The organism is Bacteroides cellulosilyticus (assembly GCF_020091405.1).
Taxonomy (GTDB): Bacteria; Bacteroidota; Bacteroidia; order Bacteroidales; family Bacteroidaceae; genus Bacteroides.
The window spans coordinates 617,499-633,313 of the sequence record NZ_CP081903.1; the positions used below are offsets into that span (position 1 = coordinate 617,499).

Genomic DNA, 15,815 nt, shown 5'->3' on the forward strand with positions numbered 1-15,815 from the left:
ATTAATATTTATCGACTTTCACAGAGATTCAGAAACATTTGCTCATGTTCGGAAGCAACCCTTTTAATATCAAAAAAGGCATCAACACGTTTCAAACCATTATTTATTAATTTTCTTCTTAATTCCTTATTATTATATATATTCAAAACGGCAGCTACTATTTGCTGTACATTATCGACATCAACCAATAAACCATTATCACGATCTGTTATCAAATCAGGAATTGCATTTATTTCAGTCGCAACAACAGGTTTACCTAATTTCATATATTCAGCAAGTACTAAACCAAAACCCTCCCAACGAGAAAGCAACAATGCCTGATCAAACAACATTATATAAGACAATGGATTATCAACCCAGCCTGTTATTATAAGACTTTTTTGCAAACCCATTTCACACACTAATTGCTCTATTTCACCACGCTGATCACCATCACCAACAATAATAAAATGTGATTTAGGAATTCTTTTGTGTATTTCCACTGCCGCACGAACAAATATATCTGGAGATTTTTGGGGTGAAATACGACCAACCATTCCAATAACATATGCATCATGCTCTATTCCCAATGAATCTCGTGTAATACTATTTTCACAAAGTTTCCATTGTATATTATCGATATCAATTCCGTTAAATATTACTTTAATTCTTTTAGCTGACGTTACACGCTCCTCAACTGCAGACAGTTTCTCATAATTAGATATCGCAATAATTTTAGTAGTAAAAAGAGCTAAAAATCTTTCAATCCATAAATATAGCTCCTTTCTCATCCACGAATTATTCATATTAAAAGCCCACCCGTGAGGATTATAAACAATTGGGAATCTTAACCCTATATTTGCAATTCGTCCTATCCCTCCAGCCTTACTGCTATGGCAATAAATAACATTAGGTTGATATTCCTTTATTAAGCTACGGACTATTTTTATCGCATTTCTATCTTTTTCAAAAGATAATGAATTACACATATCAATCTGAATAAAATCCTCTACAAGTTGTTCATAATCAGCTTTGCAATAATCAAACGAACAAACCATAATGTGTTCAAATAAAGAACGATTCATATGTGCTAATAACATACGGAGATAACAATCAACACCGCCAGCACATTGAACAACATGCATTATTCTAACCTTCATTTATATTACTAATTAATACATTTATTGATATATGTCATAGGGAAAAGCCTCTTTGAGTTTTCTACGCAATTCATCTAAATGAGGTAACTCCACTGGTATAGTATCTATGGCTTCTCTAACACAACCAGCAACAGGAAAGCGATAACGACCTGTACTATAATACCAATCATAATATTTTAATATGTCAACTTGAGGTCGTAATAGTACAGCTTTGATACCATAAGATTCTGCCAAAATAATCCCATGTAAGCTTGATGAAATTATCACTTCCACACTATTAAGTAAATCTACAAATTCATGGAAATTTGTAGTGCAAATATTTATTGAAATAATATCTGAATTTGCTTCAAATTCCAATATTTGATCCTTATGCATAATAAGCCCAAACTTAAATTTCTTTTCTATTTTAACTGGTGTATAAATCTCTGGTAATAATATAGCAGGATCACCATAAACACTTGGACAATTAAAACCATAATCCATAAGTACAACCTGAGTAAACGGACCACGCACGGCTCTAATATCTAGTTTACGATTCTTGAGCCTGTAAGTTAAAGTTGCATTTAATATTCCACTTCCCCAAACTGTACAATCTTGAATTCCTGCTGTTAAAACACTACCCACTGCATAAAGATGATGGCGTTTTTTTACCTCCATGTCACAAGAAATCCCCCGCAGAGAAAGCATATAATTAACTATTACAGGAGATAGAGTATCGCCCAAATTCTCTGATTCAAGCCAATAGTTCAAATTAACTCTCCTTTTTTTAGCACGGTTTGCATAATTAAAAAGCATGAATTGATTACGTTGCGGAAATAAAAGATATATTAACATTTTCTTTACATTATTCCCTAAAACTTTTTTAATCCACAAATTAAAATTATTGGTTTGCATCTTTATGTAATTTTACAATTGAACAGAAATCAGAATATAAATCACGTTGAATTGTCTTTATTTGATGATTCTTTACTCCACAATTCCATGATTTCTCAGAGTATTCCATTATCACATCTGGGTTATCAACAACTTCCTTAAGTTTACCTTCAATATTCTTGATATTAGTTTCTACAATAGCAGCTGTATTTTCACTTAAGTACCTCATTGAAGCGGTATTTCCCCCTACAGCGAGAATACATTTTGCATTATAAAAATAATCGACAAGTTTAGTTGAAAAAGATAATCTAAAAAATAATTTATCTTTCAAAGACACAGGCTCTACGTGTAACAATATATCAGCTTGGCTCATTGTATTTAAAACTTCTGATGCTGTAACAGGTTCCATTATATGCGAATCACCAACATTAAGAGCTCTTATCATTGCGCGAGATTTAGGAGACATCGTATATACATACAACTCTATTCTTTTCCCTTTACAATTAATAGCGTTTACCGCTTTAGCGATTTTAGCTATAATTTTCCACCTTCCTGAACCAATATTTCCCATATAAATCATTCGGATTGGATGGTTAATAGTATGCACCCTCTTTCTATCTGAGAAATCATAACCTTTATAAAGAACCTTACATATCTTTCCAAAACATAGGCTATATTCATACCTCATTTGTTCTGTAATAGTATAAAGCATCATACATTGTTTTGCACATTTATAAATAGCATGTCTTTCAATAAAAACTTTTATCCAAAAAAACGGTGAGAATGAAAGTTTTTTTAACGAATAATGATCATCCCAAGGATATGTAATCAAAGGTACATTAAACTTCTTACTAATATAGGTCATCAAATTATTAGAAACAGGCATTCGCCCAAGAGGACCGAAAACAATATCCGGAGCAAAATTTTCTACAAAAGAGTCTAATTGCGAAGATTTCCAATTACCTAAAATACCTATTAAATCTTGTAATAATAGGAATAACTCCCAGCGCAAACTCCTTACCTTATTATAGCTATTCGACAATTGTTTCTTTTTAATACTTTGAAGAGTAATCTCTTTACCTGTATATTTTCTCGTTAAAATCCTTTTCGCTAACAGACTTTCTGAGATATGATAATAACGCTTCACCAGTTGATTATTAGGAGGGTCATCTCTAAAATAAATATTAGCAAATTCAATTTGATTATCCATTCCTCGAAATATGTTAGATAAAGTATTCCCAACGCTAATATCATCATTCCAAGGCAGATAAGATACAACTAAGATTTTCATTCAATACGCCTTATTACTTCACTTAATGCAATATAATATTACATTTTTCAATTAGTATATATAACTACAATATTTTTCTATATACACATTCTGTTTTGGCAGCTGTTTTTTTCCATGTAAATGTCTTCATTCTACTATATCCTTCTTCTTTCAAACAAGATAATAAACTGGAATCAGATATAGTTTTTGATATAGCAACTTTCATATCTTCAACACTGTTTGGATCAAAATAAATAGCAGCATTTCCAGCAACCTCTTTAAAACACATTAGATTACTTATTATACAAGGACATCCACAACGAAAAGCTTCAAGGATAGGTAAGCCGAATCCCTCACTCATTGAAGGATATATAAATGCTACAGCATTACACAATAGATTATTTAATTCTTCATTCGAAACAAACATTTGATGAACCCTATCTTCAAGGCCTAACTGAAGAATCAATGACAACTCCATAGAATTAAAAGAAGTACCAGTACAAATTAAATGAACATCTTGATCAATTAAGCTAAATGCTTTTAAAAACATGGGAAAGTTTTTATAAGAATTACGTGACCCTATATATAATATATAAGGTATATCAATTATCTTTTTTCCAGAACTATTGATAAGCGTCTGATCTATACCATGATATATTACAACTATTTTTTCATCTGGAATATTATAAAATGTCATCAAATCTCGTTTAGTTTCTTCACTAATTGCAATAATAATATCTGAAGCTCTTATAATCCGCTTTCTTTTTTCAATTACCGTGGAAGCCTTAGGTAGTAACTTAGGATATTTTTCATGTGTCAGATCATGCATAGTGGAGACTACAGGTTTTTTGACATGATTTATAAAATACGGATTCAAAAATGTAGGATGAAAAACATCATATTTAGCATTCCTTAGTATATAAATGCTACGTGCTATATTCAAGATTTTAAAAATATTATCCTCCATCATGAATTGTTTATTAAATAAAGCAGTATGACACCGTGCATTTATTTCAGATAAGTAGATATTTTTACTAAACAATGTAGGAAGTACTACCTCAACATCATCTGAAAAATTTTTTATCAATTCCGTATGATAACGACTCACTCCGCCAACACATTGAGTAAAGGCCTGATAATCAAATAATATTTTCATTTTAAGCAACCAATAATAAAAGCAATTCTACTGTGCACCTAGTATGCATTATACATTCCTCTAATCGCATTGAATATTTTTATTAATTCAGACTCACGTTATATTCATTGATAAAAGTAAAATATAATCAATTTCAAACTAAAATAAGCTTTATTGAAATATCTGGAGTACATTAATCGTTCATAATCCGTTCATCTTACAAATCTCAATAAGAGAGTAAATCAAAAGAAATTCTTAGCTGCCCTTCTCTAAGCGCAAAACTAACAATTATTCTAACTTAAATGAATAGCTTTCATCACATGTTCGGTAGGTATTATTATCAAGCGCCAACTTACTATTATTCACGTAATGACCTATAAAACTTCACCATCTCAACGATTCATCATAAAGAGAAAAATGCCCTCGCACCAAAGAAGTTCACGTAAATATAAAACCAACTTACTAGGTCAATAAAAGTTCCCCAGATATAAAAAAGTAAAAATGGAAACAACACTTTTAAAATAACCTGCAATCACCCAAAACATATTGTACTGATACTTGCCATTCAGAATCTAAGTAATCATAGCTACAACCACAGCTATTTATTTTTCATACAAGCCTGTTATATAAAAATTATTATGCAAAAGATAAAATATATAATTAGATCAAAAACAACATACATTAGGTACAATACTTAAATGAGAGTGTGTCAAAACTGAATAAAAGAACGCAAATTACCCGAATTACGCAAATAACAAATCGGATAAGTTTTGATTATCGGAAGTATAGAAAAATATTATTTGCGTTCTAATCTTCACTTTAACACACCCTCAGTAATTAGTTTTTTTTATTTTCAATCTATAGTAGAAACCTGATATAAAAGATCTCAATATCAATAAATAACTTAAACTATAAATATCACGCAATTTAACCCAATACCAAAGATTTGAAAAAGTATTTTTTACCAAATCACGGGCAATAATGGCATACCTAAGTTTACAGAAACGTTCTTGCAATGATTTCTTCAGTAATTTCCAATATAGCTTATCTTCACTATTTATTGGTTCTTCTGACAAAAACTGCTCATACCACTTCCAAATCTCTACCGTAGCCTCCATCAATACTTTCCCATTCCCATTATTAGAAATTGTCTGACTATTAATGCGGTATTGAAAAACTGCATTATTAATATTCGCAATTCCATTTTCTTTTGCCGCAATTGCTACAGAAATATCATCACTACATAAAGCAAATGGAATCTTAAAAAAACCATTATGCTCCCGAAGAGTAGATACCTTAAAAAGAAAATCACCTATATATTGAACCCGTCCATTCCACCTATACCAAATCATCGAATATACAGACTCAAATCGAGGTCGTTCCTCTTGCTTTTTTATTACTTTAGAGTTTTCATCTATAATTTCTGTCCTTGCATGGTAAACATTAAGATGAGGAAATAATTTTATTAATTTATAATACTCTTCAAGACAATTGGGCTTCAATTTATCATCATCACCCATGCAAATTATGTAATCTCCAGTAACATAATTTAGACATATATTCCAATTATCCACCACATTCAACGCCCCACAATTTCTCTTGTTTTTATAGTAATGAATTCTAGAATCATGATATGTATTTAACACAGAATCTAAATCCTCAGGCGAGGCATCATTTACAACAATCAGCTCAAAATCAGCATATGTCTGTGCCAGAACACTGTCAATGCATTCTTGAAGAAAACTCCGCTTATAAGCTGGGATAGTTACACTAAATTTCATAGAATTTATCTCTTTCATTATTCCGATCTAAATCAATCCCTTTGAATATACATTATAAAAATTATTCATAATCATTTTTTGTTGTAACTAAAATAGCAACAAATAGCGCGATAAAAACTTTCAATGAAAATGCACCTGTTAAGAGTGCATATGCAAAATAAGCAATCAGATAAAATAGCACTGTATAATTTTGAGTAAGCCTAGAAAGCTTAAAAAACGAATAGAATAAAAAAGGATAGACAACAAATAATCCCCACATTCCCCCTTCTGTATAGGAAGAGAATATCAAACTTTCAAAGCCTAAAAGAACAGGATGGAGCCCATGCAAATTAATGTAATGCCTAATCCACCCCAATCCATTGCCAAATATTTCATTATTTCCAACAATTCTTTGCAAGCCACGAAATTGTTCTTCTCGCATAAAAATAGACGAGCCTACAACATCTTCACTACGACTCATAACATCCAACGATGATAGAAAATCATCAATATTAGGAATGAACGGAATAATCACTAATACCAAAACTGATAGAATAAGCAAAGATTTGAATTTATATTTGTAATATAAAGAGAATAACAATAAAGCAAAAGCAGGAACAAGAGCAGAACGAGATCCTGTTAAGACAATACTTATCAATAGCATTAAAATAACACATAGTTTCCCTTTATCAATTTTCACTTTTTGATTAATATCCACTAAACAGTATCCTAATAAAACCAGTAACTCTCCTCCTAAAAACACAGGATTACCCAAATGACCTCCGACTCGCCCTTTAAGTCCTCTAACTTCTGCAAGAGACGTTTCTATATAGTCTAAATCATTCGTAAAAGAAGCAACAAAAAGCATATATGGATTAGAGTCTGTTACATAACAATAAATCGTATATAATGATACGATCACAGAAGATATGTAAACGCATTTTTTTATTATGTTTTCTATCTTTTTATCACAAGCTAAGATAGCAAACGAATAACCATAAAATACAATTAAAATAATATTTTTAATACCAACAAAATAGAACTCTATATCATAAAATAATATGGACATAATATTCCCCAAAAACGATAAGAAAAAAAACATTCGAAACATAGAATGTACTTTTCTTACCATTACTTGGTCTAAACCAATCTTCTCATGTAGCATGAATGCCAGGAGTACATTCAAATATAAGAAAATGTTATAAAGAGCACTTCCTATCAGCGTAATCTGTGGAAAACAAAGAAAGAAAAATAAAGATAGAAATACTGAAATAAGAGATATTTTACGAATAATAGAGATTTCCATAACTGAACTTCCCAACAGAATACTAATTAAGAAAAAGATCTTTTTTATTTTCTAAATAACTTCAAATCAACAATATGCAACCCACAAAGGAGTGCTAAATATGGTATAAGCCACAATAACGATTTTATTATACAAATACTTATATATTGCAGACGCTCATCAAATATAGAAAACCATTCCATCTTCATAGGTATTAAAGATGCAAGAACGAGCATCAGCAGAGATATTAAAGTGGGAACAATAAAACAGCGGAACATTCTCCAGCGGCTTAAGTTAACTATTTTTTTATAGTAAACTATATAATACAATCCAATGACAATAAGTATATAAACAAGATACCCTACAATAGCAGAACCAACTTCGTAACGTGAACACAATACAATATTTATCACTATGGATAAAACACAAGCAATAGCCGAAGTAATGATTAGCAATTTCATGCGTCCATATGCCATTATGAGTGCATTACAAGGAGTCGTATGTATTTGCATTAAAACAATCAAGCACCAAACTATCAACCATTTAGAAAGGTTAGCATACCCAACACCCACATAAGCCGACAAAACCTCAGAAGCACAAAAAATAAAAGGAATGCAAAGAATGTTTGCAAGGACGGTTGTCAACGTAGTCCACCTATAAGCAAAGTGCTCTATTTCTTGTTGATTATTCTGAGCTACCATTTCAGAGACCTTCGGAAGAAATATGCCAGAAAAGGTTCCTCCGATCAAAATGATTAACTGAGGGATAACTTCTAAAATACGATACTCTGAAACAGTTTCAGCACCATTACTAGAGAATATACTAAGTATTATAGGGCGAGATTGTGTAGCAGTTACTTGGAAGAGTGAAAGAGTAAAAATCGAAAGACTGAAGGTCAGTACTATTCTAAATTCTTTCCAATAAGCAGCCGGTTTCAAACTGTCAATAAGCTGTTCTTTCCGGCATTTTATAGCATAAGGTAACAATAGTAAGGCTAAAAGGGCAGTTAAGCAGAAAAAATAAACAGAAAGAGACAGATTTAACCACAATACAACAAGAACGAGAAGCATTTTTAATAAAATTTGCCCACATTGTACTTGCATTGTAAAACCTATTTTCTTGTCGGCTATCAGCAACTGGTTAAAAACCGTAGTTATCCAACTAAAAATAGAAAATATAGCAATTATAAATAAGCACATTCGTAATTGGAGAAACTGCTCATGGGTAACAGAAAACAATTCTTCCCCAAATAAAGCCAAAGCGACAAGAGCTATTACATTAACACACGCTACTAACAAATAAAATGAAATATTTGTCCGTGCAACCTGATATATCAAAGTTTGTTTTCCTTCTGCCTTCCATAAAGAAAAGAATTTTACAGTACCAGTATTCATTCCCAAATCTAATAAATGCATATAGCCATTGCAGGCAGTTGCTATAGACAAGATACCATATTCCGCCTTACCATAATATCCCAACAGCAATGGAACGGAAATAAATCCCAAAATAGCATTGAGTATTTTAGCTAAAGTACTCCAAAAAAAAGATGAAATATAATAGTTGTTTATCCCCATTTTACTCCCACTAACTGAGTGTCTTATCAATAGTGCTCTTTATTTGATCAATAAACAATTTCATCTCACTCTCTTTGTGATTTTTAAGCGCTTTCTCACATAGATCACACAAATTATATTTTGTAACATATTTAGGTTCAATTATTAAATTCGATGCATAAATCATATTCATAAACGTAACAAATTTACGGTCTGCATTTAGACTAATGACAGGTGTATTACTTCGGTATGCCATAATAAGACCATGTAGATTTTGAGATATAACTAATCTAGATTCTCCCAAGACCTGTTGTAATTCAAATACATTTTTGGGAATAAAGAGTTCCGCACATACATCCCTATATATCAATGAATTATAAACAAACAAAGCTATTCCTATTTGTTCATACCAAAGTTGTGTAACAGCTACAATTATTTTTGAATCATTACTTTGGGATATTCTTTTTATGTTTTCACATAAATTGTCTATATTATCCATTATATCTTTTCTGAATGGCACAACAACTATTTGTTTTTTCTTTCTGTAAAAGGACTCCTCATATAATGCCAAATCTGGAATAGCTTCTTCTTGGCATTCTATCCCCATGTTTTTTGTATCATTAATGGACTCTACATCTCGATAAAAGATACCATGCATTAAAGAACAAATCTTTTTAGCTACACTAAAGCTACCTTTGGAAATGAAAGGTCCAATTGTTTGACCAATAAGATAACATTTTAATCCCTGCTTATTGGCAATAGTAGATTCAATATACTTTGCTATAGCCATTTCTGTCCATTCATTCAAATAACCACCACCTGACATTATATACAGACTTGCAGATTCACAAAGATATTTGAAAGATTCTATAGCATCAGCATTTTGTTCTGAACATATTTCATTTAATAATAAGTCGCTCTTTATAGCATTCTTTACTTTTATCTCGTATTTGTTTATTTTCCTTTTTATGTACTGCTTTATTTTCAAAGAAATATTCATTGAAACATTAATGCGCACATCTCCAAATTTTTTTTTAAAGATAGATTCTTCAATTTCAATCTCTGATTGATCCAATAATATTTGCTCTGTTTCTTTCACATTATTTGTCAACACTACAATATTCGACAATGGATATTTCCACTTTAGTATCTTTATCGAAGCCAACAATATGGCATCATCTCCCAAATTACCAAATCCCCATCCACCTGATAAAATAATTCTCATAAATTCAATAAATCATAGTAAATATATAATTTTCACATAGTCAATAAATAGAAATTCCTAGATCAAACTTACAGAAAAAAACAGCAATATCTAATATTATATTTTTATATAATACTAAACGACTTCAAATAAAATATTTTTTGAGAGAAATACGCTCTATAAAATATTTCTATAAATTTACTTCTCTTCCTTTTTATTTTTCCCATTTGTTTCGTAACCATACCCATAGCCGTAACCATACCCATACCGCTTACCGTAACCATAACCATACTTCTTACCATAACCATAACCATAGCTATTTTTACGTTTACTCATATCTATGCTATTGATGACTGTGGCCAATTTAGAGAACTTCTTCTCATCACGAAGTGTATTAATATAACCAAAAGCAGCTTTTGGAGTAACATCAGCACGACAAACATAGACACACAAATCAGCAACACGACCAATAATAGCAGTATCTGTTACCAAACCAATAGGAGCAGTATCCAAGATGATATAATCGTAATGTTCTTTTAACTGTTCAATAGCCTTGTCAAGGACATCACTCGCCACCAGTTCCGTTGGATTAGGAGGAATAGGTCCCCCGGGAAGGATATCCAAGTTAGAACTGATATCACTGTGTTGAATCATATCAAACAAGTCTGCATGTTTAGGATCACTCAAATAATTAGTAATACCTTCTGCACGGCGAGACATATTAAAAACTTTATTCAAACCGGGTTTACGAATATCCATACCTACAATAACAACTTTCTTGCCCATATAGGCAAGACTGACGGCTGTATTACCTGCAATAAAAGATTTACCTTCACCAGGTTGGCTAGAACTAAAAAGAATCACTTTTTCATCACTTCCCAGCATGAAAAGCATATTAGTACGAAGAGCACGGAAAGTCTCTTCCATCATGTCATTCCTATTCTCACGAACGACAATAGCACCTTCTTCTGGCTTAGCGCCCAAGGGTATTTCGCCTAAAATAGCTACATTAGTAATCTTCTCTACATCTTCACGATTCTCAATCTTATACTTTAACAAGTCATTCAAATAGATGATACCCACAGGAATACCTAAACCCAATATTAAAGCAGCAAGCATAAATACCTTTTTCCTAGGAGATACAGGATATTTACTAGGCAAAGGTTCTTCAATAATACGCCCGTTGTTAGCGGTAGCAGCAAGAGTTATGGCATTTTCCTCACGCTTCTGCAAAAGCATAATATAAAGAGCAGCCTTGATTTCCTGTTGACGGGAAATAGTCATAAATTCCTTCTCCTGCAAAGGGGCATTACTGATACGACCCTCAAATTTACGAGCTTGGCGATCAATATCATCACGGGTTATCTGAAGACCTTTCAAGACACTATTGACAGTAGTCTGAACATTATAACGCATGGCCTCAATACCCGTGTTCATATTGATGATAGCAGGATTATTCTCAGAAGACGTACGAAGCAAACGTTTGCGCTCAATCAACATTGTGTTATATTGTTCAATGATTGACGCAAGATTGGCATCACTCAAACCTACATTAGCTGGAATGACTTCATCAAGATTCTTAGGATTATTGATATAGTCATGCAGATAGGTCACCAGACTAATCTGAGTAGCATTTTCAGTTCGTTGCTGTTCGTATCTAGAGTTTTCCTGCAAAGCAAGCTGAGCATCACTCGTCAAATCAGTCAAACCCGAACGTTGTTTGAAATCAGCAAGTTCACTTTCAGTAGTTCCCAACTCACGATTGATAATGCCAATACGTTCCTCTATGAATTCTGCACTTTTCTGAGCCACCTCATTCTTCTCATCATTGGTATCCTGATTATAGAAAGCTATAAGGCGATTGATAAAATCAATTCCACGCTGCTTAACAGTACTCTGTAAGCTCAATAGAGCAATTGTAGTAGTTTTAGATGCAGGTTCAACACTCAGATTCTCTGCATAATTCTCTGCTATGACTGTAGGACTACCAACATAGGCAGCCAAATAGACATCTTCTTCTATAGGTTGAATAGTATCATTCACAATGGATTCATTAACCGTAAAACTAAGCACACCCACAGGAGTAGGAAGAACTGCGGGAAGTTTATCGAAACTGTGCTCAAAGTCATATTCCGCTTCATCGAGAGTATATTCTCCTTTAACAGATAATTTACCGTCCGTAGCATAAGCCATTCTTAACTTGATACCCGCTTCCAATTTTTCAGCCTCTTCCGGAGTCATATAGACATTAACCGGAGAACTCTTGTACAAAGGAGTATTATAACCAAAAGTACGTTCCTCGGAAATACTAATATAAAGCCCCAAATCATTCACTACTTTCTTTATCAAAGTACGAGATCTCAGGATTTCAACTTCATTATCAAAGTTATTCGTCATAGAAAACATGCCCAAATCTTGAAGAGCACCTAGAGGATTATTAGCCGAATTTCCACTACGCTTATCATTCTCTTTAATCAGGACAGCAGAACTTACATTATAAACAGGAGCTTGATAACGAAGATAAATATAACAGCCTACTAAACAGATCAACACACTGGCTACAAACCAGGGCCAATAGACAAAGTATTTAAAGAAGATGGCATACAGATTGATAGATTCGTCACTCTTTGATTGATCACTATCTAAATTTTGGTCGTCTCGCAACATGGGAATATTTACAATTTAACAATTTACGATTGAAATTACAATAAGGTTGATTACCGTACGATATTAACTATCAGACTGGCAATGGATACCAATATGGAAGTAGCACTGAACCAAAGGGTGGTACTACTACCTATATCAGAATTCTTGGCTTTCGTCTTATTAGGAGTGACATACAGGATATCGTTCTGGCGCAAGTAATAATAGGGTGAAAGCACCAAATCGGCATTGTTCAGATTCAAAGTGATTATTTCACGCTTTCCTGCGGCATCCTCGCGAATCAGCTTCACATTGTCACGAATACCATAAACTGTCATATCACCGGCCATAGCAAGGGCTTCCAGAATATTCACCTTTTCATTACCAACAGTAAACGTGCCCGGACGAGCAACTTCACCCAAGACTGATATCTTGTAATTAGCCATACGTACGGTCACAATCGGACTCTCTTTCAAATAAGGTTGCAACTTCTCCCGAATAAGGTCTTCAGCCTGATTCTTGGTCAAACCACCAACTTGAAGACGACCAATGACTGGGAAATCGATTTCACCCTTATTATTCACGAGATATTGCTGCAAAGTGGGCTGCGTAGTAGTATTGATATTGGTCAAGGCAGCATTCAACGGTGTCTGTACTGTCAGATTGAATGGAGCAGCTGCCTGAGGATCAGTAGTATTCACGGTGATACTCAGCAAATCTTTCGGCATGATTTCAGCATCATACAAAGGAAGAGAGTTACTGCCACTATTCACAACTTCAGGGTTCTGCATGTAAGGAACACTCTTATAAGAAGTACAGCCTACCAATACTAAAGGAATAGCCAGTACTAAGAGAAAATTTCTGATTTTCATATTTGTTGCTTGTTTTTTAGCAAGAGTAATAATATTATAAAAATAAGTCCCTATTTCCCGAACAGGCGAGCAAAGAGACCTTTCGGCCTTTCCGGTTCTGATTCGTACTCATATCTGCGCATGAGATCTTCATAGGTAAGTTTACGGTTAATCATCTCGTAGATCATTCCCCAGTCGGGAAGACCGCCAAGATTACGGTCGTCAATAAATACATCCGCTTTCAGCTTGCGGGAAAAATGGTTATTCAAGTTCTTCTCCTCTTCCGGATAGTCACGGTTGACGGCATAAAACTCAAGACCACGCTCACGACAAAAAGCAACAGCCTCATCCAAAAGCTTACCCTCACGGACACTCCAGAGGATAAGCTTATGGCGTTCGGAAGTCAGTTTTTTTAGGGTATCGATGGCGAAGGGAATCTCACGGCCGATAGAGGGATAACGATGCTCGACTATGGTGCCATCAAAATCTACTGCTATAACCAAAATAAAACAGATTGTGTTAAGTTAAATATCAAAGTATACTTGACAACAAGTCAGAAAAGTAAAAGGAAAAGCATATAAATCAGCCCGAACATCATCAAAAGCCAAAAAAGAAACAGAATTCTCATGCTATTCTTCTTACTCATTCGCATACACTTGTTCATCATTATTATATATCATCCGCTGACAAAAGTTCTGACAGCAAGCCTATATTGCAATAGAAACCGGGGACGGAAACGCCTGAGGGTGATTTATTGATTTATATTTATTATGCGTAGAATACAGACGCTCCAAACAAAATCCCCGGTTATTTTTTACTCATCGACATATTCCCATGGATAGGGATTCTCTTCTACATTACGAAGTTCTTCAACAGCCTCAACCTGTTCGGATGTAAGAGAAGCCTGCCCCCATCCATCCACAATCTTACGGGCAGACTGCAACAACGCTTCTTCATAAGTCTCACCATAACAATAGGTCAACAGCCTAACTTTGAGCAAGGAGTCCGGAAGCCGTTCCAAAACATCACAAGCACGCACAAGAATCTCTTGCTTTTTCTGCTCCTTATCACCATAATTGTATATAGTGGCATTGTAGCCCATCAGAAGAGCCAGACACAAATTGGCCTCTTCTTCGATATCGGAACTTTTTGCAGCAAAAAGAGAATCGGATTTTAAGAGAACATCTTTATTCTGACGACAAAAGTCATCAGAATAAAGAGGCTCACCATCCATGCCGAGATACATTAAAGTATGGGCGGCATGCTGAAGCTCAACAGCACGAGAAAGTAAAGAATTCATTTTATAATTGAGATGATATTATTTTATAAACTTTAGATAGGATTTGGGTACTTTGACGCTTGCAATCAAAACTCCCTTGATACGGATAACCACATAAGTTTTGTTAGCTTCTGTAGCAACCTCACCTTCAATGCCACTAAAATCCCCCTTGACAACTTTCACTTTATCTCCAATAGCAAAAGGTTCGTTATCAAAATTAACCCCATCAGGATTCAAATCCATCACAAACATGAAGTCTTCCATCTGCTTATCAGGAACAACCAGCATGGAATGAGTAAATAGATCCTTCATGTAGAAAAGCTGGACATTATAAACATTGGATATGTCGCAAGCGGTTTGTTTAGTAGCACGGATGAAGATTAAATTTCGGATAACAGGAACCTCACTACGTTTACGGCGATACTTCAGTTGTGATATCACAATTCGCGTGGGAAGATAACAGTCAAGATCCAGCTTCTCTTCGGACTTAAGCTTATCTAAGGATTTTCGGACAGCAAACTCTTGCTTGTCACGAGTGCGGGCAGCAAACCAATATTTTTGATTTTCAATCACTTGCAAAAAGAGAATCGAGAATTTTACTATAGTTCCGGGTGCGCTTCGCGGTTTGAACGAGACATATTCTCTTTCAAACCGTAGCAAATAGATATTTCGACTTAATGCGTTATAAACGAAGATATTAAATTCAAAAAATCGTTTTTTAATCGTTCGTTTAATAGACAACACGATCATGCCTTCAACATGAAATTTGAAATCATAAAAATGAGAGGATATTAAATATATATATTATTAATATTATCACATT

13 protein-coding genes are annotated in these 15,815 nt (G+C 33.7%); all 13 read right to left on the reverse strand.

The features are described from left to right. Nucleotides 1-8: 8 nt before the first annotated feature. Nucleotides 9-1,139 carry a glycosyltransferase family 4 protein gene (locus tag K6V21_RS02125; RefSeq protein WP_224320712.1) on the reverse strand — a complete coding sequence of 377 codons (1,131 nt, stop codon included), beginning with the start codon at nucleotides 1,137-1,139 and terminating at the stop codon, nucleotides 9-11. A gap of 21 nt (nucleotides 1,140-1,160) precedes the next feature. Continuing rightward, nucleotides 1,161-2,033 (reverse strand): polysaccharide pyruvyl transferase family protein, encoded by an 873-nt coding sequence (locus tag K6V21_RS02130; RefSeq protein WP_224320713.1) that lies wholly within the window; start codon nucleotides 2,031-2,033, stop codon nucleotides 1,161-1,163. Beyond that, nucleotides 2,020-3,303 (reverse strand): hypothetical protein, encoded by a 1,284-nt coding sequence (locus K6V21_RS02135; RefSeq protein ID WP_224320714.1) that lies wholly within the window; start codon nucleotides 3,301-3,303, stop codon nucleotides 2,020-2,022. The genes K6V21_RS02130 and K6V21_RS02135 overlap by 14 nt, the downstream gene beginning before the upstream one ends. Nucleotides 3,304-3,367: 64 nt before the next feature. After that, entirely contained in the window at nucleotides 3,368-4,438 is a 1,071-nt protein-coding gene (locus K6V21_RS02140) for a glycosyltransferase family 4 protein (protein ID WP_224320715.1), read from the reverse strand. 809 nt (nucleotides 4,439-5,247) lie between these two features. Beyond that, nucleotides 5,248-6,198 carry a glycosyltransferase family 2 protein gene (locus K6V21_RS02145; RefSeq protein WP_224320716.1) on the reverse strand — a complete coding sequence of 317 codons (951 nt, stop codon included), beginning with the start codon at nucleotides 6,196-6,198 and terminating at the stop codon, nucleotides 5,248-5,250. A gap of 61 nt (nucleotides 6,199-6,259) precedes the next feature. Next, nucleotides 6,260-7,483 (reverse strand): hypothetical protein, encoded by a 1,224-nt coding sequence (locus tag K6V21_RS02150; RefSeq protein ID WP_224320717.1) that lies wholly within the window; start codon nucleotides 7,481-7,483, stop codon nucleotides 6,260-6,262. Between the two features lie 44 nt (nucleotides 7,484-7,527). Then, nucleotides 7,528-9,036, reverse strand: coding sequence for a lipopolysaccharide biosynthesis protein (locus K6V21_RS02155; protein WP_224320718.1), 1,509 nt, complete (start codon nucleotides 9,034-9,036; stop codon nucleotides 7,528-7,530). A gap of 10 nt (nucleotides 9,037-9,046) precedes the next feature. Further along, nucleotides 9,047-10,240, reverse strand: a complete 1,194-nt coding sequence (locus K6V21_RS02160; RefSeq protein ID WP_224320719.1) for a polysaccharide pyruvyl transferase family protein — start codon at nucleotides 10,238-10,240, stop codon at nucleotides 9,047-9,049. A 177-nt stretch (nucleotides 10,241-10,417) separates the two neighbouring features. Next, the gene (locus K6V21_RS02165; RefSeq protein WP_224320720.1) at nucleotides 10,418-12,886 is read right to left on the reverse strand and encodes a GumC family protein; all 2,469 of its coding nucleotides are present in this window, start codon (nucleotides 12,884-12,886) and stop codon (nucleotides 10,418-10,420) included. 50 nt (nucleotides 12,887-12,936) lie between these two features. Further along, nucleotides 12,937-13,734, reverse strand: coding sequence for a polysaccharide biosynthesis/export family protein (locus tag K6V21_RS02170; protein ID WP_224320721.1), 798 nt, complete (start codon nucleotides 13,732-13,734; stop codon nucleotides 12,937-12,939). 50 nt (nucleotides 13,735-13,784) lie between these two features. Then, nucleotides 13,785-14,216: a BT0820 family HAD-type phosphatase gene (locus K6V21_RS02175; protein WP_224320722.1), complete on the reverse strand. Its 432-nt coding sequence runs from the start codon at nucleotides 14,214-14,216 to the stop codon at nucleotides 13,785-13,787. Between the two features lie 311 nt (nucleotides 14,217-14,527). After that, a complete protein-coding gene (locus K6V21_RS02180; RefSeq protein WP_007217155.1) occupies nucleotides 14,528-15,013 on the reverse strand; it encodes a UpxZ family transcription anti-terminator antagonist in 486 nt (161 codons plus the stop codon). A gap of 18 nt (nucleotides 15,014-15,031) precedes the next feature. Next, on the reverse strand, nucleotides 15,032-15,565 hold the full coding sequence (locus K6V21_RS02185; RefSeq protein ID WP_025835383.1) for a UpxY family transcription antiterminator: 534 nt from the start codon (nucleotides 15,563-15,565) through the stop codon (nucleotides 15,032-15,034). Nucleotides 15,566-15,815: the final 250 nt, after the last annotated feature.

Bases quoted from the DNA above. Each gene is read 5' to 3' on its own strand.
- K6V21_RS02125 (WP_224320712.1), bottom strand. From the start codon at position 1,139: ATGAAGGTTAGAATAATGCATGTTGTTCAATGTGCTGGCGGTGTTGAT.
- K6V21_RS02130 (WP_224320713.1), bottom strand. From the start codon at position 2,033: ATGCAAACCAATAATTTTAATTTGTGGATTAAAAAAGTTTTAGGGAAT.
- K6V21_RS02135 (WP_224320714.1), bottom strand. From the start codon at position 3,303: ATGAAAATCTTAGTTGTATCTTATCTGCCTTGGAATGATGATATTAGC.
- K6V21_RS02140 (WP_224320715.1), bottom strand. From the start codon at position 4,438: ATGAAAATATTATTTGATTATCAGGCCTTTACTCAATGTGTTGGCGGA.
- K6V21_RS02145 (WP_224320716.1), bottom strand. From the start codon at position 6,198: ATGAAATTTAGTGTAACTATCCCAGCTTATAAGCGGAGTTTTCTTCAA.
- K6V21_RS02150 (WP_224320717.1), bottom strand. From the start codon at position 7,483: ATGGAAATCTCTATTATTCGTAAAATATCTCTTATTTCAGTATTTCTA.
- K6V21_RS02155 (WP_224320718.1), bottom strand. From the start codon at position 9,036: ATGGGGATAAACAACTATTATATTTCATCTTTTTTTTGGAGTACTTTA.
- K6V21_RS02160 (WP_224320719.1), bottom strand. From the start codon at position 10,240: ATGAGAATTATTTTATCAGGTGGATGGGGATTTGGTAATTTGGGAGAT.
- K6V21_RS02165 (WP_224320720.1), bottom strand. From the start codon at position 12,886: ATGTTGCGAGACGACCAAAATTTAGATAGTGATCAATCAAAGAGTGAC.
- K6V21_RS02170 (WP_224320721.1), bottom strand. From the start codon at position 13,734: ATGAAAATCAGAAATTTTCTCTTAGTACTGGCTATTCCTTTAGTATTG.
- K6V21_RS02180 (WP_007217155.1), bottom strand. From the start codon at position 15,013: ATGAATTCTTTACTTTCTCGTGCTGTTGAGCTTCAGCATGCCGCCCAT.